The sequence below is a fragment of the Nannocystis exedens genome (assembly GCF_002343915.1).
GTDB lineage: Bacteria > Myxococcota_A > Polyangia > Nannocystales > Nannocystaceae > Nannocystis > Nannocystis exedens.
In genome coordinates this window covers 9099863-9118864 of record NZ_NETK01000001.1, presented here as the reverse complement: position 1 = coordinate 9118864, position 19002 = coordinate 9099863, and the positions used below count along the sequence as shown (strand labels likewise).

The following is a 19002-nucleotide window of genomic DNA, read 5'->3' as shown; positions in this document are numbered from 1 at the left end:
CCCGGAACAGGTCAAGGACGGGCGCGTTCGGCGGAGCGCTGGACGGCGCGGATCTGTCCCTGCTCCATCGTGATGACACGGTCTGCGCAGGAGAAATAGCGGTCGTCGTGGCTGACCGCGAGGACGGTCTTTCCGCGGGCCCGGAGCGTGGGGAGCAGCTCCGTGTAGAAATACTTGCGGAACTCGGGGTCCTGGTCGGCGGCCCACTCGTCGAAGACGTAGATCGGGCGGTCCTCGAGCAGCGCGACGATCATCGCCAGGCGCTTGCGCTGGCCGGTCGACAGCTCGCGCTTGGTGAAGCTCCCCTCGGCAAAGGACGTCTGGCTGCGGAGGTGCATCTGCGCGAGCAGCCGGTGAACCTCGCCGGAATCGACGTCGGCCAGGCCGTAGAGGCGCGAGAACAGGTGGAAGTCGGAGTAGATCGTCGTGAACAGCTCGCGGTAGGCGGCGGCGTTGTGCTGGTCGACGGAGATGCCGTCGACCAGCAGTCGCCCGCCGCTCGGCGCATACAGGCCAGTGAGCGTCTTGACCAGGGTCGTCTTGCCGCTGCCGTTGCCGCCGACGATGAACAGCACCTCGCCGGCATTCACGGTGAGGTCGATCGGGCCGATGTGGAAGCCTTGATCGGTGCCCCCGGCATGGCCGTATTGAAGGCCGCGCAGCTCGATCGACGAAAAGCGCCCGCCCCAGGGGTCCTCGCCGGGTCCGGAGCTCTCGAGGCCGGCCGCGTCGAGCTTGGCCTCGAGCGCCGCGATCTCGGCCAGCGCCTGGTTGGAGCGGGTGAACGCGGCCACGCCGTTGATGATGCCGCTGAGCGGGCCCCAGATGAACATCGTGCCGGCGACGAGGGTGCCGGTCATCGCCGTGTCCGTGGGGACGTGCTGGGGGAGCACGAACACGACGGTGCCGAGCAGCGCGAACAGGCTGCAATTGGCGAAGATCCAGTTGTCGTCGAAGATCCGGCCGGACTGGACCGTCGCGTGACGCATTCGCTCGGAGTGAGCGACGATGTCGGCGCGCAGCTCGCTGCCGCGACGACGGCTGTACTTGACCTCCTTGAAGCCGCGCAGCAGGTCCGTCAGAGAGTCGAAGAAGCGCAGGCGTGTCTGCGCTTTCTCCTGAAAGTAACCGTCGAGCTCGCGGAGCCTGGCGCGGTAAATGCTCACGCTGATCGCGGTCAGCAGCGCAAGCAAGACGAACGCGGTCGGCGACACGTACGCGAGGTAGAGGCAGGCGAACACGGAGATGCTGGCCGACTGCAGCACGTGGGCCATGTTCCCTGCCCATCCGGAGATCACGGCCACGTTCTCCGTGATGCGGTCGAAGATCTCGGCGGAGCCGATGCGTTCGATGCTGGCGAGATCGGCGCGCTCGATCTTGTCGACGATCCGGGTCTTCATGCGGTGCAGCGCCGACTCGACGATGGCCACACACCGATGGTACGTGGCACGCCCCGCGACGGCGTACAGGACGACGCCCAGCGCGAACATCGCAAAGACGCGAAATTCGGCCGGGTCGGACGAAGCGCTCGCGGCATTGACCAACGCGAGCACCAACACGTTGGCGACGCCGGCGAGGCTGGCCGCGGCCAGCACCGCGCGTCGCTCCCTCCCTGCCTCGTCGAGGAACAGTTCGACGATAGTCATGGCTCGATGCCGTCGTACGCCGCTGGCCGCGCGGGCTCAGCCCGTCCGGTCTTCCGCGGCCTTTGCCATGGCGAGCCGCAAGGACAGCGGCCGCATGTCCGTCCACACTTCATCGATGTAGGCGAGACACTCTTGCTTGGTGCCGTTCTTGCCCGCCTTGCGCCATCCGGCCGGCAGTTCGCGGTCGGCGAACCAAATCGAGTACTGCTCCTCTTGGTTGATGACCACCTCGTAACGCCGGGTGTCATCCGTCTCGTCGTCGCGCATGGAAGTATTCCTGATGGGTCGGGATCCAGGTGTGGTGAACGACAGGACGCTCGCACGTCGGCCGGTCGCCGTCAACACCCGGTGCGCGACGCGTGGCGAACGACGACGGTGAACAGGGTCGTCGTAACGTGCTGTGTCCCCAAGCGACAGACGCGGAGTCGTCGCAGGGCCGACCTTCTTCCGGTGCACGCATCGGCGCGGCGCGTCCTCGCCGTCCGCGCACCGTCTTGTCGGCGAACAAGACGTTGCACGTGTATCGACTCACCGTGGATGGCCGAGGTCTCGAGCGCACCTCCCCGGGCATTGCCAGCGAACCGAGCGGATTTGCGCGCCCCGTCGAGCTGGTCCGCGTACCCGGGCAGGGAGCCGCTCATGGCCACGATCCCGCACACGAACGCGAGCAGATCGAGGGGGCCGCAGGCGACGATCAGACTCGTGTCACAGGGGCGCCGCCGAACCATACAATCGTCGCATCAGGTCCTCTGGGAAGGCACCCCCCCCGGGTGGGCCCCTGAGGCCTCGCAGTGCGATGATCGACGAATCGTAACGACAGGCGACCGCGCCGAGCGTGAGCGCTCATGCCTACCAAACGGGGCCGCAGCGGGCTCCTCGGGCCGAACCGCGCGCCGTGCGCGGCACGGAAAACGATGCAGCGACCTTGACATTGGGACTCAAATGCAGTGAGGTACCGTCCATGGTGAGCGAGACGACACAAGTGAAAGAAGTAGCCCCTGATCCGGAAACGCGGCTGATGCAGGCCGACGCGATCATTCATCGTAACGTCCTGTGGGCGCTCGGCGCCGGGGTGGTACCGATCCCGATCGCCGATGTGCTCGCCGTCAGCGCCGTGCAGGTCAAGCAGCTCAAGGAGCTGTCCGCGCTCTACGGCATCGCGTTCCGCGAGGATCTCGCCAAGAAGCTCGTCGGTTCGCTGCTCGTCGGGATCGGCGGCGTCGGTGTCGGCGCGGCGCTCGGGATGAGCCTGGCCAAGCTGATTCCCGTGGTCGGGACGGCGCTGGGGATCGTCAGCGTGCCGGTCGCGTCCGGTGCCTTCACTCACGCCATTGGCCGGGTCTTCGTCATGCACTTCGAATCCGGCGGCACCTTCCTCGATTTCGATCCGAGCCGGATGCGCGAGCACTTCAGGCGCGAATTCGAGGGCGCGAAGGAGAAGGTCGCCAAGATGCAGAATCGACCCGGCGCGCCGTCCGTGTCGCCCCAGGGGCCGGCGTAGTCCGAAGGAGCGGTCGATGGAATTGACCCTGCTCTTCGTATACGCACTGCCGGTAGTGACCCTGTTGGCGCTCGGGCTGCTCGGCACGACGCGGCGCCTCGGCTTCTGGTGGACGGTGCTGCTGTCGATCGTGCTGACGCCGATCGGCGGATTCATCGCCGCCCAGCTCTCGGGTCCGCGCAAGGCCAATCGGCGAGCAGGCTGACGTCCCATGGCGAGCACCCGGGAGACGAAGGAGGTCGACGACCGGTCGCCCTTGCGCGAGTGGAGCGAGAAGACGCTCCGCCAGGTCGAATACCTCACCTACACCGCGCTGGTCGTGGTGCTGCTGTTGCTCGGCTTCCTGTGGCCGCGGATGTTCATCACCATCCCGACCGGAAGCCAGGGGGTGATGTACCGCTATTTCGCCGGAGGCACTGTGACGGACAGGGTGTGGGGCGAAGGGCTGCACATCATCCCGCCGTGGGACCACCTGACGCTGTACGAGGTGCGCCTGCAGCAGAAGACATTGCATTTCGACGTCCTCAGCGACGAGGGGCTCAACCTGCAGGTCGCCGTCTCGGTGAAGTTCCGGCCGAACAGCGACATACTCGGGCATCTCCACCGCGACATCGGCCCCGATTACTTCGAGCGGGTGATCCAGCCGGACATCCAGGCCCACGTCCGGCGGGCCTTCGGGGATCGGCCGGCGTACAAGATCTACTCGAGCGCCAACGACCTGATGCTCGAATTGCGCCGGATCTCCGCGCTCGGCCGGGACGAACTCGGCGACGACGAGGAGGGGAAGCCGTACGTGCAGATCCAGGAGCTCGAGCTGGTCGACCTCGAGTTGCCGGAGGTCGTCCTCACCGCGATCGCCGAGCGGTACCGCCAGGAACAGCTCATGCTCGAGTATCGCCACAGACTCGAGCGCGAGGAGGCGGAGGCCCAGCGCAAGCGGACCGAGGCGAGCGGCATCCGCGACTACAACACGATCATCGGCGAGCTCTCCCCCGACGTGCTGCGCTGGCGCGACCTCGAAGCGACCTCAGAGCTCGCCAAGTCGTCCAACTCCAAGGTGCTCGTCCTCGGCGGAGGAGCCGGCTCGAGCTCCTCGCTGCTGTTCAACGTCGGTGGTGACTCGACGACGGCCTCGCCGCCGGCCTCCGCGTCCACGGCCTCCGCGTCCACGGCCTCCGCGTCCACGGCCTCCGCGTCCACGGCCCCCGCGTCCGCGGCCCCCGCGTCGCCCGCTGCGCCTTGAGCTCACTCAATTCCGGCCGGTCGCGTCTCGCCACAGCTCGAGGAGCCTGAGGAGCACCGCCCCGTCTGGTCGCGGCGGTTCCTCGATGGTCGGCTCGAGCTCGATGCCAAAGCGACGTAGGTCGAGGAAGGGGTTCTTCTCGAGATCGAAAGCGCTGAGCGGGCGCTCGAGTCGCCCCGGACGCAGGCCATGCGAGATCGCGCTCCGCTGAACCTTTTCGCTCTCGAGGTATTGCAGCCAGAGCCGCGCGGCGTCGAGTTCACGGGCGCGCTCCTCGTCGTCGGGCCACATCGGCACCGCGGGGTGCTCGGCGACGAGGGTCGTCGACGGGTAGTACACCCGCACTTCTTTAAGCTCGTCGGATTGGAGTCGCGCGAGGATCGGGAAGACGAGGCTCTCGTAGGTGACGACGCCGTCATAGCTCCTCGGGCCGAGGTCGAAGACGTGGTCGGTCAGCAGGAGCGCGGAGCCGAACCAGTTGTCACGCCCCGCGTTGCAGCGCCGCAGCCACCGCTGCAAGACCTCGCCCTCGCGCTCGAGTGCGAGCGCGATGTCGCCGGCGGTGTCGGCGAGGAGGTGCTGCCGGGCCATCAGCAGGAGCGTCGAGAGGCCGCCGGCGGAGGACGTCGGCGCGGGGAATCCCAGCTTGACGCGGCCCCAGGAGCGCATCTCTTCGGGCGTCGGAATCAGCGGATCGGCGGGCGCCGGCCGGACCGCGGGGGCGGAGCGCCCTTTTTTCGTCACGAGCGGCGGGTCGGGCCGCGGCGGCGGGTTCCGCTGGAGGTACCAGTCGAGCCAGTAACCTGGGAGCATGTCCTCCTGCAGCACACCGTCGAGCGCGGGTGCGCGAGGAATCGTGGGACAGAGCGCGTCGACCCAGAACCCCACCCCTTCGCGGTCAGCCTCGCGGATCGCCCGCAGCGCCCGGAACTGCTCCTCGTGGAGCAGGACGACGAGCGGCGAGCGGACGAGGGGGCGCCGTTCATCCATCCGGAACAGCAATTCGTTGGACTGCTCTCGCCAGCGGATCTCCAGGTAGCGCAGAGAGAGCTCCTCGGCCGGCGCCCACAGCGTCGGTCGCAGTTCACCGCGGAGGATGGCGCTGGCAGCCTCGAAATCGTCGCGCGCGGTCAGTCGCAGCTGGATGTTCGGGCACTGCTCCATGAAGTCGCCGGCGGCTTGCGTGAGCCAGGGCCCCTGGTCGTTGCTGTGGACGACCTCGACGAGGTGTGGCTGCCCATCTGGGCCAGGGGGGCCGCACTCCAGCGGTGCGTCGCCGAGTTCGTCCCGTACCTCGACGAGGTCGGCGACCGGTGGGACGGCGTCGACCAGGTTACCGCCGAGAACCATGAACGCCGCGATGACGCCGACCAAGGCCCACAAGGCGCCGAGGAACAGCGCATTGCCGACGATGGAGTCCCATCCCCGCGGGCGCACCTCCTCCCCACGCGGGCCCGGGGTGCGGCGGCCGAGCCTGAACAGCGCGATCACGAGGACAGAGAGCGCGAGGGCGAGGCCGATGCGAATCGCCGCCTCCATCACGCACATCTCGAAACGCGGCGACCTGCGCGCAGTTGGGCATCCGTGGGCATTGCGAGGCCATCCTCGCACACGGGCTTGGGGGCGTCAAACGTGGTATAGACCACCCCCTCGGTCGCATTCACGCCGAGCCGATACAACGGGCGCCGGCCTCCTCGGCGCAGCTCGAACGCGATCGTCGGCTGCCCGTCGACTGATACTCCTGCAAGAACCGGAAGTCGGCACGTGATCTGCCGGATGACGTCGAGGGGAACTCCCGCGAGGCTCGCCCCCGCCAACGTCTGCCGTGCCGTCGCTCGGCCACGCGCGATGTCTCAACAGAGCCGTCCTTCGACGTGGTCTCGACTTGTGTGCCCGAGGGGCTCTCCGACGGACTGCTTGAAGAGACAGGTTGCTTCGTCCTCGTCTTCGGCGAGCGGACCGTCGACCGGACTCCCGGCGACCCGCCGACCGTCATGGTCACCCAGCGATGGAGCAGGGACGGCAACGACGCCGGCGATAGCCGGCCTCGACCAGAACGGCAGCCCGAGGTCGTCGCCGCCGGCAGACCCAGCCACGAATCCTCGTGGCCAAGATCCTGGCCGTCGTCGCGGCGACCAGCGCCGTCGCTGTCTTGCCCCCTGGCCTCTCGGCCTGCTCCTGGCCGATCGCCCGGCTGTCGCGCGTCAGCGCCATCGCGCCGTCGATCTGCGCCCGCTCTGGCTCCGCGGCACGTTGAAGATCTTGCCGGCGCGCGCGATCGCGGCGCGGTCGATCCGCGCCAGCAGGCCGTCAGCCTGGTCGGGATCGACGATCCGGATGTCGGCGACTGTACCACGATCGGCGCGGCCCGAGGAGGTCCGCCGCGCCGCCTCGCCCACCGAACGGCGCAACATCCTTCGTCTGCCGCCCTCGCGGCGGCCGGGCTATCCTCGGCCGGTGCGCCTCGCCTGGGCGACCGACATCCACCTCGACTTCCTCGACGACGAGCAGGTGCGGCGGTTCGCGGCCGAGCTCGCCGCGCCGCGGGCCGACGCGCTCGTGCTGAGCGGCGACCTCTCGCACGCCGAGACCCTCGAGCATCACCTGCGCATGCTCGCGCAGGGCGTGCCGGGCCCGATCTACTTCGTCCTCGGCAACCACGACTACTACGGCAGCTCGGTCGCGGCCGTGCGTGCGGCCGTGCTCGACCTCGGGGCCCGGCGGCCGCGGCTCGCCTGGCTGCCGGCGGCCGGCGTCGTCCGCCTGACCGATCGGACAGCTCTGATCGGGTGCGACGGCTGGGCCGACGCGCGGATCGGCAACCCCGACACCACGCCCGTCGCGCTCAACGACTTCTTCCACATCGAGGAGCTGGCGGCCACCCTCGATCCGGTCGCGCGCGCCAACCCGCGGCTGTTCCGCGGCACCGATCGCCGCCGCCTCCACGCCGAGCTGCGGGCCCGCGGCGACGCCGAGGCCGCCGCCCTGCGCCCGCTCCTGCGCGACGCCCTGCGCGAGTTCGCGGAGGTCGTCGTCGTCACCCACGTGCCGCCGTTCGCCGCGGCCTGCTGGCACGAGGGCCGCCACTCCGAGCCCGACTGGCAGCCCTACTTCACCTGCGCCGCCGTCGGCGAGGCCCTGCGCGAGGCCGCCGCCGCGAGGCCCGACCGCCGGCTCACCGTCCTCTGCGGCCACACCCACGGCACCGGCGAGGCGCGGATCCTCGCCAACCTGACCGTGCTCACCGGCGGCGCCGAGTACCGCCGGCCGGCCCTGCAGCGGGTGCTCGACGTCGCCTGAAGCTGCCTGTCCTTCGGGACAGGCCCCGAATCACACCCGCCAGATCAGCGCGATCACCAGCGCCGTCACCAGCGCGGCGACCAGCGCCACCGTGCCGACGATCCGCAGCCCGCGCCGGTTCTCGGCCGCCGCGTCGCGGACCGCCGCCGCCGCGCCGTCGCCCTTCGGCCTGTCCTTCGCGCCAGAGGACACCACCGCCGCGATCGCCGCCCCGAGCTCGTCCATCGACCCGATCCGCTTGGCGGGGTTCTTGTGCAGCGCCTTGCGGAACAGCTCGTCGAGCGCGGCCGGCAGCTCGGCCTCGGGCGCGAGCTTGCGGGCCGACGGCACCTCGGCGGTGAGGATCAGGCGGTACGTGTCGGCGGCGGTCGGGCCGCGGAACGGCAGCTTGCCGGTGACGAGCTGGAACAGCACCACCCCGGCGGCGTAGACGTCGATGCGATGGTCGATCGGCCCGCCGGTCGACTGCTCCGGCGCCATGTAGAAGCTCGTGCCGAGGATCGTGCCCTCGGCGGTCAGCGCGACCGACTCCTGGCTGATGTTGTCGATCCGCGGCAGCCGCTTGGCGATGCCGAAGTCGATCAGCTTGATGAAGTCCTGGACCCCGCGGAAGCCGACGCGGAAGCAGTTGCCCGGCTTGAGGTCGCGGTGGATGATCCCGTGGCGGTGCGCCTCGGCCAGGGCGCTGCAGATCTGCATGACGATGTCGGCCGCCCGCCGCAGCGGCAGCCGGCCCTCGCGCAGCAGCGTCGCCTGCAGGTCTTCGCCGTAGAGCAGCTCCATCACCAGGTAACAGACCCCGTCGGGCGTCACCCCGAAGTCCAGCGTCTCGACGATATGGTCGTGGACGATCTGCGACGTCGCCTGCGCCTCGCGCTTGAACCGCTCCCGCGTGACCGGCTCGCGGCTCCACGGCTCGCGCAGCAGCTTGATCGCCACCCGCTTGTGGGTGCCGATGTGCTCCCCGGCGTAGATCTCGCCCATTCCACCCTTCCGCAGCAGCCGAACGAGGCGGTAGCGGTCGTCGATGAGCGTGCCGACGGGGAGGGAGTCCTGCACCTGCGGGGCCCAGGGTAACACAGAACTCCGGACGACTCGGGGCCCCGAGGCCGCAGCGCGCCCCGGACGGGGGCGTGAACGCCCCCGTCTCGCTCCCGTGAAATAGACTGCTTTCGCGCCTGCGTGACGACCGGGTCACGCGCGCGCCCGCGCGCCGTCGACTCGTGACATTCGCTCTGCGGTCGTGACATTTTCGTCGAATCATCGCTCGAGACGTCGTTTGTCAGCACTTTGCCGGTCCACCAGGATGCGCGCCATGCGTCCCTACGACCTCATGCTCAAGCGTCGCGCCTTCCTGCGCGGCGGGGCGGCGACGGCCGCCGCCGCGTCCCTGCCGCTGGTGTTCTCCTATCATCGGACCGCGCGCGCCGATTACGGCGCCCTCGTCCCCGACCCCGAGGGCGTCCTCGATCTACCCGCGGGGTTCTCCTACACGATCATCAGTCAGACCGGCGACGCGATGACCGACGGCTACCGCGTGCCGGGCTCACCGGACGCGATGGGCGCGTTCGCGGGACCGGACGACACCATCATCCTGATGCGCAACCACGAGCTCAGCCCCGACGCCTCGGACACCCCGTACGGCGACGGCCAGGACCCGCCGCCCGAGGCCTACGATCCGGCCGCCGTCGGCGGCGTCACGCGCACCGTGCTCGCCGCCGACACCCTCGAGGTCCTGGCGAGCAACCTCGTGCTGGTCGGCACGATCCGCAACTGCGCCGGCGGCCTGTCCCCGTGGGGCTGGCTGAGCTGCGAGGAGAACGTGGACGACGGCCACGGCTACGTGTTCCTGTGCCGGACCGACGCCGACACCGTGCAGATGCCGCGGCGGATCGTCGGCTACGGTCGATGCAATCACGAGGCCGCCTGCGTCGACCCCGACACGCTCGTCGCCTACCTCACCGAGGACCGCGCCGACAGCTGTCTCTACCGCTTCGTCCCCACCGACAGGGCCGACCCGTTCACCGGCAAGCTGCAGGCGCTCAAGGTCGTCGGTCAGGACAACTTCCTGACCACCACCATGGACGTGTCCGAGCTCGTCGAGTGCGAATGGGTCGACATCGACGACCCCGACCCGGCCGGCGACACGCTGCGCGAGGAGGCCCAGGACAAGGGCGCCGCGCTGATCATCCGCGGCGAGGGCATCTGGTACTTCGAGGGCGCGGTCTACGTCTGTTCGACCAGCGGCGGCCCGGCCGCGGGCGGCCAGATCTTCAAGCTCGTCGACGACGCTCGCGGCACCACGCTCGAGCTGCTGGCCCGCTCCGACGACAAGGACCTGCTCGACATGCCCGACAACATCTGCGTCGCCCCGTGGGGCGAGGTGTTCATGGCCGAGGACGGCGACGGCGACAACTTCGTCCGCGTCCTCGCCCCCACCGGCGAGGTCTACGACTTCGCCCGCAACGCCCAGAGCGACAGCGAGTTCGCCGGCGTCTGCTTCTCGCCCGACGGCAAGACCCTGTTCGTCAACATCCAGGGCGACGGCCTCACCCTCGCCATTCGCGGCCCCTTCCCCGCGGTCGAGCAGCCCGGCACCACCGGCGACGACGGCAGCACCACCGGCGAGGACGGCACCACCGGCGACGACACCGGCCCCGCGCCCACCACCTCGGCGGGCAGCGAGGGCGGCACCGACGGCGACACCGGCGATCCGACCACCGGCCCCGCGCCGACCACCGGAGACACCGATGGCACCACCGGCGAAGCGTCGGCGACCGGCGCCGGCGACAGCGGCGGCGCCGAGGGCGACCCGGCCGGCTGCGGCTGCGACGCGACCGGCAGCGATCCGCTGTCCGACCTCGCGCTCGCGGCCGCCGGCGTCGCGGTCCTGCGCGGCGTCACTCGCCCTGCGGCGCCGAGCGAGCCCGGCGACGTTTGACCGCTCCGCGCTCTGCACAATCGACCGGGCGGGCTCGAGCCGCGCTCGAGCCCGCCCTCGCCGCTCACGGATGGCCGAGGCCGACGTAGGCGTTCCGCGAGATCCGCATATAGTTGGTCGGCGAGTGGTCGCCCCACGCGTAGCGCATCGGCGTCATCATCGACAGGTACATCGCGTCCTTCGCGTAGGCCACCGCACCGATCACGTTCGCGGTCAGGTGGGCCCGCAGCTGGCGATCGAGGCGCATCTCCTCGACCCACACCCCGTCGCGGCTGGACGACACCAGCTGCCGGCCGAAGTGCTCGTAGCGCCCGACCGAGCGCGGCGGCATCTTCGTGACGAAGTCGTTCTCGTACATGAAGCGGTACGTCTTTTCGCCGAACAGCTTGTTGAGGGTCCTGGCGAGCGTCGGGTCGGCGAACATCGCCGGGCCGTAGGCATACAATCCGCGCACCAGCTGGCGCATCGGCGCGAACTTCGGGTCGATATGGATACCGGCCGTCGCCATACCGGCGAGCGAGCCGCCCGTGCCGTGCCCGGTGATGTAGAGCGCCTCGAGCGTCGGCTTCTTCTTGCCGACCTGCTCGACCTCGCTCTCGGGCCGCTTCCCCGGCTTCTTCGGGGACAGCTCGGTCAGCCGCTTGCCGAGCGGCTTGCCCGTGTACAACGCCGCCAGGAATTCGCGCAGGGTCGGCCAGAGGGCCATGCCGCTGCGATAGAGGCCCCCATGGGCCGAACCGACCATCGGGAACGGCGTCATCCTCCCTCGCGGGTCGGTCAGCCAGGGGATGATGTCATCCTGCTGTACGCCGCGGAGGGTGAGGATCCCGAGCCGCTTGTCGGCGCTCTGGTACAGGTAGGCCGCCGCGTCGACGAGGATCGCCTCGTTGCGCGCGCAGACGCCCACGACCTCGCCGTCGAGCCCCATCTGGCACAGCTTCTCGGTGTAGGTCCCCAGGTCCGCGTAGGACCAGGCCGACGCGATTGAGAGCAGTTCCGCCACGCCGTGGTCGTACTGGCCCTCGTTGACCCCGTCGATGAGGTGTTCCGCCGGATCGCCTTGCTTGGTCCCCGGGCACTTCGTGAATGCATGTTCGAGCCGCATGTTTCGCCTCCGATCCGGGTATTGGCTCCGGACTCGACCGAGGTTCTTGGATCGCTCGGATCGCGGTGCAACGATAAAAAATACGTCATGTCGGCCGCGCCGCCCGCGGCTCACATTCGAGCGAGGCGACGATTGCGAATGTGCGTCGTAGCCCGATATTCCCCGATCTGCGCGCGCCAGCGCTCCGGCCCCGCGGCCGGCGACGCGGCGGCTCGGACGGCGCCGCCCGACGCCGCGGACCGGCGAGTCAGGCGCCTATGTTTAATGTCCAATCGGACATCTATGCATATTCTCTCCGAGACCTCCCGGGCCGCCTCGGCCCCGCGCGCCCGCGACGCGCCGCTCGACTCCGCGCGACGCGGGCGACGCTCGCAGCCGTCCCCCCGCGGCCGCGCGGAACCGTCCGCGTCGTCGTCCCCGCCGCGCCCGGTCGAGCTCGCGCACCACGCCCTCGCCCCTCGGCCACCTGTCCTTCGAGACATGCCTTCCCCCTCACGACGCCTCGCCGCCGCCGTCCGGCGACGCGGCGAGCGCGGGCGGGAAGCCGTTGATCTGGCGCCACAGCTCGAACCCGAGCTGGACCCGCTCGAGCAGCACCCAGCCGTTCGCGCGCACGCCCTGGCGCAGCCAGCGGTTGTCGGGCCACGGCAGATCGTCGGGATCGGGCGACACCACCACGCGGAAGCGGCCGCTCTCGTCGGCCAGCGCGTCGACGAACTCCACCACCCCGCCGAACGTGCCGACCGCGACCGACGGCCAGCCGACGAACTGCACCGCCGGCCAGCCCTCGAACTGCAGGCGGACGTGCCGCCCGGGGGCGATGAGCGGGCCGTCCCTGCCGGCCACCCACAGCTCGACCGCGCTCGCGCCCATGTCGGGCACGAAGGTCGCGATCACGTCGCCGACCGCCACCATGTCGGTGCCGTGGCGGCCGATCAGCTTCAGGATCGTCCCGTCGCGCGGCGCCACGATCTTCATCCGCCGCTGCCGCGCCATCCGGACCTCGAGCTGGACCAGGTCGGCCTCGGCGGCGGCGAGGTTGCTCTCGGCCGACGCGTGGGCGCTGCGCGCCTCCTCGATGGTGGCCCGCGCGTTGGTGTCGACCGCGTCGGCGTCGGCGTCGAGCGCCCCGATCTCGCGCACGCTCGCCTTGAGCGAGGCCTTCGCCGTGTCGAGCTGGGCCGCGCTGGTCGCCTGCTCGAGCCGCGCCAGCTCGAGGTCGCGCGACGACGCCAGCCCCTCGTCGAACAGCGCCTGCGTGCGCACGAGGTTGAGCCGCGCCGTCTCGGCGGCCGACACCGCCGCGTCCACCGCTCGCCGGGCCGCGTCCTGGCGGTCGCGCCCGATCCGCGCCCGCAGCTCCGCCGACGACGACTGCGCCGTGCGGCTCAGCTCGAGCGCCACGATCTTCGCCTTGGCCACGTCGACCGCGCTCTGCGCCGCCAGCTTGCGCGCCTCGATCGCCAGCCGCTCGCGCTCGAGCCGCGCCAGGATCTCCGGGTCGTTGTCGCTGACGTCCGCGATCGGGTCGCCGGCCTTCACGTGCGTGCCCTCCTCGACGTGCCAGGTCTGCAGGCGGCCGTCGATCGGCGCCTCGATCGCGTGCTGGCGGTCGAGCGGCGCGTAGGCGATCACGCGGCCCTCTCCGGGCACGCTCTGCTGCCACGGCACCAGCGCCAGCGCGGCCACGAACAGCAGCAGCGCCAGCATCAAGAGCCGGATCGCCAGCTCGGTCCCCCGCGGCTGGCGGACCGACAGCAGGCTGGCGCGCGTCACGTCGAACTGCGGGACGATGTGGATCGGTGCGTCCATCGAAACCTCGTCTCCGCGCTCAGCAGTCGGCGAGCACGCGCCGGTGATCGCAGCGCGACAGCACGTCCCCGCCTGCCGCGGCGCTCGCGGCATGGAGCGACAGCGCGTGGCCGGTGACGCCCGCCCACGATTCGAGCAGGCGCGCGGGGATTCGAGGCGGATCGGACAACGAGTGCATCGGCGGAGGGGAGCGACGGGCCCACGGCCTCGCATTCGGGCAATGCGAAGCCCAGCCACGGGCCGCGGACGGCTCGGGCGAGCGAAGGACAGGTTGGATGTCGCCGGGTCGGCGAAGACCCAAGGCGCGGCCTGACACCGCATCGACCGGATGGTCCGACGCGAGCCGACAAGGGTGGGTGATGATGCGAGATCACATGCTGCGACGAACCACCGACGAATCATCGGCGGACGCGGCAGACTCCGGGCGCTCGGCGCGACTCAACACCGACCGGTCGGGGGCCCGCGCGCCTGCTGCGTCGTCCTCACGCGCGTGCGGGGCGCCGCGCTCGGCGCCGGCAACGGCCACGCCGAGAACGCGTCGCTCATGACAATCGCGTCATCGTCGGACCGCGGCGGCAGGACCGGATCGGTCTCGTGCCGCCGGGCCGAACGATCGAACGAATCCTGCTGGCGCGAGACCACCGGGACATCGTGTTGCCCGGCGGAGCAGACCTCCTCGCTCGCGCCCTCCAGGATCCGCATCCGCGCGCCGGTGGCGAACAGCAGCGCGGTGGAGACTGCGATCAGCAGCGCCAACGCGATTCTCCAGCCGGTCACCACGCGCATGGAAGCCGAGCCAGGCTAACACAGACGGCCGACCCAAGCTCGCACGACCTGCGAATCACGCGTGAGGAAGAGCGGCCCGGGCACGCCGGCGCCCGTGCAACGCAGATTACCGCGACGACAGCTCGCCGGCGCTCAACCGAACAGTCTTCACGACATCGCCTCATCGACCACCAGCTCGCTTGCCGCCGCGACCAGCCCCGCGACGTCGAGGCACCCGTCGGCGAGCGCTTGCTCGACCAACTGCACGACCGCCTCGGCGCTCGGGCCGGGGAGCCCGCGCTGCACGTGAAACGCGTACAGCCCGTCGGCCGCCGCGTGGTACGCCGAGCACAGGTTCAGCACCACCCACGCCGCGCGCACGGGCCACGGCGGCTCGGCGAACACCGCCAGGTCGTCGGCGGTCGCGTCGCGCCACCACTGCTGGAACAGCGCCGGGTTCCCGCCCGCCGCCGCGGCCCACCGCGCCGCCGCGCGCCGCATCAGCGAGCGCAGCCGCGGCGCGTCCCCGGCCGCCGCCTCGACCTCGACCAGCGCCGGCGCCACCTCCGGCTCGGCGAACCGCTGCGCCAGCACGCGAGCCAGCGCCGCGTCACGGGCCACCGGCCAGCGCTGCGAGTCGAACCCCTCGCCGTCGCGCACGCTCGTCCGCACGAACCGCTCCGGCGGCAGGCGAGCGAGCAGCGGCGTCAGCAGCTCCGGCGGCACCACCCCGTCGCGCACCAGGAAGAAGAACGGGCCCGGAGCATCCATCGCCGGCCCAGTCTATGCCGCCGACGCGCGCGCGGGCGCGAGGCTCGCCCGCCCGGGCTACACTCCCCGCATGCCCAAGCACAGCGCCGGCATCCTGCTGTTCCGCGGCCACGGCCCCGACCTCGAGGTCTTGCTCGTCCACCCCGGCGGCCCGCTGTGGGCGCGCAAGGACGCCGGCGCGTGGACGATCCCCAAGGGCGAGTTCGGCCCGGACGAGGACCCGCTGACGGCCGCCCGGCGCGAGTTCGCCGAGGAGACCGGCGTCGAGCTCGCCGGCCCCTTCGTCGCGCTGTCGCCGATCCGCCAGCGCGCCGGCAAGGTCGTCCACGCCTGGGCCTGCCGCGGCGACTGCGACCCCGCCGCGCTGCGCAGCAACACCTTCGAGATCGAGTGGCCGCCCCGCTCCGGCAAGCGCCAGAGCTTCCCGGAGGTCGATCGCGCCGCCTTCTTCTCGCTCGCCGCCGCGCGCACCAAGATCAACCCCGCCCAGGTCGACCTCCTCGACGAGCTCGCGCGCCTGCACTCGCTCGACCCTCACGCGACGTGAGGCCCTGTCCCTCACCACGACCGCCGGGGCCGATCCACCCGCTTGACCCTCACGCGACGTGAGGGGCTATGCCCATGCCGAGGACGCGAGGCAAAACCATGGCACTCACCGTCAGTCAGGTCGCCGAAATCGCCGGAGTCAGCGTGCGCACGCTCCATCACTACGACGAGATCGGCCTGCTCCGTCCGTCCGGACGCAGCGCTGCCGGCTACAGGCTGTACAACGACGCCGACCTCGCTCGCCTGCAACAGGTGATGTTCTTCCGCGAGCTCGAGATCCCGCTGCAAGAGATCCGCAGGGCCTTGAGCGACCCGGAGTTCGACATCGCGGCGGCGCTGCGCATGCAGCGACAGTTGCTGAGCGAGAAGGCGGCGAGACTGCACGCCCTGTTGAGCGCCGTCGATGCCGCCCTCGCTCGCCTCGGAAATGAGGAACCAATGACCCGCGAAGAGATGATCCAGATGTTCGACGGCTTCGACCCCTCCGCCTACGAGGCCGAGGTCGAACAACGCTGGGGCCAGTCCGAGGCCTACCAGGAGTCGAAGCGCCGCACCGCCCGCTACACGAAGCAAGACTGGCAGCAGATCAAGAGCGAGGCAGAAGCGACGTTCGCCCGCCTCGCCGACCTCATGACCGCCGGCGTCGCGCCCGACGCTCCGGAGGCGATGGACGCCGCCGAGGCCCATCGCCAGCACATCGACCGCTGGTTTTACCCCTGCTCCCATGCGTTTCACCGCGGCCTCGGCCGCCTCTACGTCGACGACCCGCGCTTCACCGCCAACATCGACAAGACGCGTCCTGGCCTCGCCGCCTACGCCGCCGCGGCCTTCGCCGCCAACGCCGATCGCGCGAAGCCGCCGGCCTAGACGAGCGCCGCGACCGGTGGTCGTCCACCGCGGGCAGCCTGCCGAGGGCGCGGCTCCTGGGGGTGGCGTACGCGGCTCGGCGCCGCCGCGCCGAGCCGCGTGGAGGCGCAGCGAGTGCGCTTCAAGGAAGACGCGCAGCGGCCACCGCGACGAAGGTCGAGTAAGGGGCGAGCGCGGCCTCGAGCGCGGCGTCCAGGGCGTTGTTGCGGAACTCGGCGTCGGTGGCGGCCCGGCTCGCTGTCGTGAAGAAGGCGCGACCCACCTGCAAGCCGGCGTGACTCGCGGCGACGAAGGCGTCGCCGGGCTGCGCGTCGTGGACCCCTGCGGCGAGCTCTTCGAGGACGCCGCCGCGTTCGCGGTAGCAGCGGGCGCCGCCGTGGGCCGCCACGTGCGCGACGTCGGCGAACAGGAGCACGACAGCCACGCCCGAGGCATAGGGCGGCGGAGGAGCGGCCTTCGCCAGCGTCGCGGCGGCCCCTTCGGTCACGCGAGTCACGCCGGCGAGGGCCCCCTTGACGCTCTCGAGCGAGGGGGTGGCGAGCGTGCCTTGCACCGCGATCAGCGCGACGGAGCGTCCGCCTTCGACCGAGCGCGCCTCGACGGTGGAGGTCACGTCGGTGTCGCCGCGCCGGCCATGCACGATGGCCCCGTACTGAGTTCCCATGGTGGCCATCGTACCAAGATCGCCGCGTGCACGAGGGGGCCGCTCGCGCACCGCAGGAGCGGACGCGCCCGGCGTCGAGGTCAAGGCGCGGTCAGGAGCTCGGCGAGCACGTCGAACACCACGCGGATCCGGCGGGCGGTCCGCAACTCGCGGTGGGTGACCAGCCAGATCGGAAACCGCACGGGGGCCAGCGCTTCGAGCACCCGCACCACTCCTGGCGTCAGGCGAGCGATGTCGTCCATCATCGCGCCGATCCCGAGACCCTGGCGCACCAGCTCCCAGGCGGTCACCGCGTTCTCCGAGTACAGCGGGAAGTTGGCGAGCGTCAGCGGGAGGCCGTGGGCGCGGAGGTACTCGAGGAAGCGGCCGGACCGGTCGGCGCCGATGAAGTCGTGCGCCACGGCCTCGTCGGCGGTGCGGGGGTGGCCGTGCGCCGCCACCCAGGCCTCGGAGGCGTAGAAGCTGGCCGTGGCCTCGCGGAGCAGCCGCGCGATCAGATCGGGCTGGTCGGGGCTCACGTGGCGAACCGCGATGTCGGACTCGCGGCGGCGTAGATCGCTGAGGGCGTTCGACGAGACGACCTCGACGACGATGCCGGGGGCGACCTGACGAATGCGGTGGATGGCTCGTGGCAGGAGGTAGGCCGCCACCGCGTCGCTCGCCGAGATCGAGACCACGCCCTCGACCGCCTGCGAGCGCCCGGTGGCGACCAGCGCCAGCTCCTCGGCCGCGCTGCCCATGGTGCGGGCGTGCTCGAGCAAGTCCAGGCCCGTGGAGGTGAGCAGCATGGCCTTGCCGACGCGCTCGAACAGGGTCACGCCCAGCCGCTGCTCGATGGCGGCCACCTGGCGGCTCAGCGTCGGCTGCGTCAGGCCCAGCTTGCGCGCGGCGGCCGAGAGCGACCCCGTCTCGGCCGTCTCGAGGAAGGCGCGCAGCTGGTTCCAGTCGAGGTGATCCATACGTAGATGCATAAGCGGCCTGCAAAATACCGCACTTTTCCTCGCGCCCTGCATGGGTAGGATTCCAGCACCACGCCGCGAGGCGCCTCCACCATGACCTCAGGGACCGTCCACCCCCGTACTCCTTCCTCCCCCATGGCCGTGACGGCAGACCGCCCCGCGGCGGCCAAGGCCCGCTTCTGGGACAAGATCGCCCGCAAGTACGCCGCGGATCCGATCGCGGACATGGCGGGCTACGAGGCGACGCTCGCCCGCACGCGGGCGCTGCTCGCCCCGACGCACAGGGTGCTCGAGATCGGCTGCGGCACGGGCACCACCGCCCTGCACCTCGCGCCGAGCTGCGGGCACCTCGTGGCCACCGACGTGTCCCCGGAGATGATCGCCATCGCCCGCGAGAAGCTCGCCGCCGGGCCGCAGCCCAACCTCGAGTTCCAGGTCGCCGACGCCGATGCCCCCGTGTTCGGTCAGGCCTGCTACGACGTCGTCCTGGCGTTCAACGTCCTGCACCTGGTCGCGGACCTCGACGCGGCCCTGACCTCGGCTCTCGGCGCCCTCGCGCCCGGCGGGCTCTTCATCTCCAAGACGCCCTGCCTCGCCGACATGAACCCGCTGCTCTCCAAGGTGCTCTTGCCGGCGATGCGCCTGCTCGGCAAGGCCCCGCCCGTGCTGTGCTTCCGGGCGCCCGACCTGCAAGCCGCCCTGACGCGCCACGGCCTCGAGATCCTCGCGGTCGAGCACCACGGCACCAAGGGCAAGGACCGCCGACCGTTCATCGTGGCACGCAGGCGCGGCCCTGCGGATCGTTGAGCGACCGCAGAGGGAGAACGTCATCACGTTCACGACGCCGTCGCCGTCGACGAACCGCAGCTCGATGCACCGTTC

The 19002-nt window shown here is 70.8% G+C and carries 20 protein-coding genes; 8 read left to right on the top strand and 12 right to left on the bottom strand.

Going from position 1 to position 19002, the window contains the following annotated elements; translation table 11 throughout:
* Nucleotides 1-11: 11 nt before the first annotated feature.
* The gene (locus tag NAEX_RS35755; RefSeq protein WP_096331948.1) at nt 12-1646 is read right to left on the bottom strand and encodes a cyclic peptide export ABC transporter; all 1635 of its coding nucleotides are present in this window, start codon (nt 1644-1646) and stop codon (nt 12-14) included.
* A 36-nt stretch (nt 1647-1682) separates the two neighbouring features.
* Nucleotides 1683-1913, bottom strand: a complete 231-nt coding sequence (locus NAEX_RS35750; RefSeq protein ID WP_096331947.1) for an MbtH family protein — start codon at nt 1911-1913, stop codon at nt 1683-1685.
* A 694-nt stretch (nt 1914-2607) separates the two neighbouring features.
* Here NAEX_RS35750 and NAEX_RS35745 point away from each other — a divergent pair.
* The 3 genes from NAEX_RS35745 to NAEX_RS35740 are packed head-to-tail and all read left to right on the top strand — an operon-like array spanning nt 2608 to nt 4390.
* Nucleotides 2608-3147 carry a YcjF family protein gene (locus NAEX_RS35745; protein WP_096331946.1) on the top strand — a complete coding sequence of 180 codons (540 nt, stop codon included), beginning with the start codon at nt 2608-2610 and terminating at the stop codon, nt 3145-3147.
* A 16-nt stretch (nt 3148-3163) separates the two neighbouring features.
* Nucleotides 3164-3352: a hypothetical protein gene (locus NAEX_RS48800; RefSeq protein ID WP_143141341.1), complete on the top strand. Its 189-nt coding sequence runs from the start codon at nt 3164-3166 to the stop codon at nt 3350-3352.
* A gap of 6 nt (nt 3353-3358) precedes the next feature.
* The gene (locus NAEX_RS35740) at nt 3359-4390 is read left to right on the top strand and encodes a prohibitin family protein (protein ID WP_096331945.1); all 1032 of its coding nucleotides are present in this window, start codon (nt 3359-3361) and stop codon (nt 4388-4390) included.
* Nucleotides 4391-4396: 6 nt separating this feature from the next.
* Here NAEX_RS35740 and NAEX_RS35735 read toward each other — a convergent pair whose 3' ends face one another.
* Both NAEX_RS35735 and NAEX_RS51275 read right to left on the bottom strand, forming a co-directional pair.
* Nucleotides 4397-5929, bottom strand: coding sequence for a type 2 periplasmic-binding domain-containing protein (locus NAEX_RS35735; protein WP_170136284.1), 1533 nt, complete (start codon nt 5927-5929; stop codon nt 4397-4399).
* A 665-nt stretch (nt 5930-6594) separates the two neighbouring features.
* The gene (locus NAEX_RS51275) at nt 6595-6804 is read right to left on the bottom strand and encodes a hypothetical protein (protein WP_170135318.1); all 210 of its coding nucleotides are present in this window, start codon (nt 6802-6804) and stop codon (nt 6595-6597) included.
* 43 nt (nt 6805-6847) lie between these two features.
* Between NAEX_RS51275 and NAEX_RS35730 the strand changes: the two genes are divergently transcribed.
* Nucleotides 6848-7690, top strand: coding sequence for a metallophosphoesterase (locus NAEX_RS35730; protein ID WP_245913875.1), 843 nt, complete (start codon nt 6848-6850; stop codon nt 7688-7690).
* Between the two features lie 30 nt (nt 7691-7720).
* On the opposite strand, the gene NAEX_RS35725 is transcribed toward NAEX_RS35730, so the two are convergent.
* Nucleotides 7721-8749: a serine/threonine-protein kinase gene (locus NAEX_RS35725; RefSeq protein WP_096331943.1), complete on the bottom strand. Its 1029-nt coding sequence runs from the start codon at nt 8747-8749 to the stop codon at nt 7721-7723.
* A 256-nt stretch (nt 8750-9005) separates the two neighbouring features.
* On the opposite strand from NAEX_RS35725, the gene NAEX_RS35720 reads away from it, so the two are divergent.
* Entirely contained in the window at nt 9006-10631 is a 1626-nt protein-coding gene (locus NAEX_RS35720) for an alkaline phosphatase PhoX (protein WP_096333838.1), read from the top strand.
* Between the two features lie 64 nt (nt 10632-10695).
* On the opposite strand, the gene NAEX_RS35715 is transcribed toward NAEX_RS35720, so the two are convergent.
* From NAEX_RS35715 to NAEX_RS35700, 5 genes are all read right to left on the bottom strand, one after another.
* Nucleotides 10696-11736, bottom strand: a complete 1041-nt coding sequence (locus tag NAEX_RS35715) for a lipase family protein (RefSeq protein WP_096331942.1) — start codon at nt 11734-11736, stop codon at nt 10696-10698.
* Between the two features lie 492 nt (nt 11737-12228).
* Nucleotides 12229-13548, bottom strand: a complete 1320-nt coding sequence (locus NAEX_RS35710) for an HlyD family secretion protein (RefSeq protein WP_170136283.1) — start codon at nt 13546-13548, stop codon at nt 12229-12231.
* 19 nt (nt 13549-13567) lie between these two features.
* Nucleotides 13568-13726 (bottom strand): hypothetical protein, encoded by a 159-nt coding sequence (locus tag NAEX_RS51270; RefSeq protein ID WP_170136282.1) that lies wholly within the window; start codon nt 13724-13726, stop codon nt 13568-13570.
* A 260-nt stretch (nt 13727-13986) separates the two neighbouring features.
* Nucleotides 13987-14334 carry a hypothetical protein gene (locus NAEX_RS35705; RefSeq protein ID WP_096331940.1) on the bottom strand — a complete coding sequence of 116 codons (348 nt, stop codon included), beginning with the start codon at nt 14332-14334 and terminating at the stop codon, nt 13987-13989.
* 147 nt (nt 14335-14481) lie between these two features.
* Entirely contained in the window at nt 14482-15084 is a 603-nt protein-coding gene (locus NAEX_RS35700) for a hypothetical protein (RefSeq protein WP_096331939.1), read from the bottom strand.
* 70 nt (nt 15085-15154) lie between these two features.
* Here NAEX_RS35700 and NAEX_RS35695 point away from each other — a divergent pair, with 70 nt between their 5' ends.
* A complete protein-coding gene (locus NAEX_RS35695; RefSeq protein WP_096331938.1) occupies nt 15155-15631 on the top strand; it encodes an NUDIX hydrolase in 477 nt (158 codons plus the stop codon).
* A 98-nt stretch (nt 15632-15729) separates the two neighbouring features.
* Complete coding sequence (locus tag NAEX_RS35690) at nt 15730-16497, top strand: MerR family transcriptional regulator (RefSeq protein WP_096331937.1); 768 nt, start codon at nt 15730-15732, stop codon at nt 16495-16497.
* Nucleotides 16498-16618: 121 nt separating this feature from the next.
* Here NAEX_RS35690 and NAEX_RS35685 read toward each other — a convergent pair whose 3' ends face one another.
* Both NAEX_RS35685 and NAEX_RS35680 read right to left on the bottom strand, forming a co-directional pair.
* A complete protein-coding gene (locus NAEX_RS35685; RefSeq protein ID WP_143825692.1) occupies nt 16619-17212 on the bottom strand; it encodes a hypothetical protein in 594 nt (197 codons plus the stop codon).
* Nucleotides 17213-17241: 29 nt separating this feature from the next.
* Nucleotides 17242-18120 (bottom strand): LysR family transcriptional regulator, encoded by an 879-nt coding sequence (locus tag NAEX_RS35680; RefSeq protein ID WP_096331935.1) that lies wholly within the window; start codon nt 18118-18120, stop codon nt 17242-17244.
* Nucleotides 18121-18255: 135 nt separating this feature from the next.
* Here NAEX_RS35680 and NAEX_RS35675 point away from each other — a divergent pair, with 135 nt between their 5' ends.
* Nucleotides 18256-18927, top strand: coding sequence for a class I SAM-dependent methyltransferase (locus NAEX_RS35675; RefSeq protein ID WP_096331934.1), 672 nt, complete (start codon nt 18256-18258; stop codon nt 18925-18927).
* Nucleotides 18928-19002: the final 75 nt, after the last annotated feature.

Coding starts and splice junctions, on each gene's coding strand:
- NAEX_RS51270 (WP_170136282.1), bottom strand. CDS start 13,726: ATGCACTCGTTGTCCGATCCGCCTCGAATCCCCGCGCGCCTGCTCGAA.
- NAEX_RS35680 (WP_096331935.1), bottom strand. CDS start 18,120: ATGGATCACCTCGACTGGAACCAGCTGCGCGCCTTCCTCGAGACGGCC.
- NAEX_RS35690 (WP_096331937.1), top strand. CDS start 15,730: ATGGCACTCACCGTCAGTCAGGTCGCCGAAATCGCCGGAGTCAGCGTG.
- NAEX_RS35745 (WP_096331946.1), top strand. CDS start 2,608: ATGGTGAGCGAGACGACACAAGTGAAAGAAGTAGCCCCTGATCCGGAA.
- NAEX_RS35735 (WP_170136284.1), bottom strand. CDS start 5,929: ATGGAGGCGGCGATTCGCATCGGCCTCGCCCTCGCGCTCTCTGTCCTC.
- NAEX_RS35755 (WP_096331948.1), bottom strand. CDS start 1,646: ATGACTATCGTCGAACTGTTCCTCGACGAGGCAGGGAGGGAGCGACGC.
- NAEX_RS48800 (WP_143141341.1), top strand. CDS start 3,164: ATGGAATTGACCCTGCTCTTCGTATACGCACTGCCGGTAGTGACCCTG.
- NAEX_RS35710 (WP_170136283.1), bottom strand. CDS start 13,548: ATGGACGCACCGATCCACATCGTCCCGCAGTTCGACGTGACGCGCGCC.
- NAEX_RS35715 (WP_096331942.1), bottom strand. CDS start 11,736: ATGCGGCTCGAACATGCATTCACGAAGTGCCCGGGGACCAAGCAAGGC.
- NAEX_RS35700 (WP_096331939.1), bottom strand. CDS start 15,084: ATGGATGCTCCGGGCCCGTTCTTCTTCCTGGTGCGCGACGGGGTGGTG.
- NAEX_RS35740 (WP_096331945.1), top strand. CDS start 3,359: ATGGCGAGCACCCGGGAGACGAAGGAGGTCGACGACCGGTCGCCCTTG.
- NAEX_RS51275 (WP_170135318.1), bottom strand. CDS start 6,804: ATGTTGCGCCGTTCGGTGGGCGAGGCGGCGCGGCGGACCTCCTCGGGC.
- NAEX_RS35705 (WP_096331940.1), bottom strand. CDS start 14,334: ATGCGCGTGGTGACCGGCTGGAGAATCGCGTTGGCGCTGCTGATCGCA.
- NAEX_RS35695 (WP_096331938.1), top strand. CDS start 15,155: ATGCCCAAGCACAGCGCCGGCATCCTGCTGTTCCGCGGCCACGGCCCC.
- NAEX_RS35720 (WP_096333838.1), top strand. CDS start 9,006: ATGCGTCCCTACGACCTCATGCTCAAGCGTCGCGCCTTCCTGCGCGGC.
- NAEX_RS35675 (WP_096331934.1), top strand. CDS start 18,256: ATGGCCGTGACGGCAGACCGCCCCGCGGCGGCCAAGGCCCGCTTCTGG.
- NAEX_RS35750 (WP_096331947.1), bottom strand. CDS start 1,913: ATGCGCGACGACGAGACGGATGACACCCGGCGTTACGAGGTGGTCATC.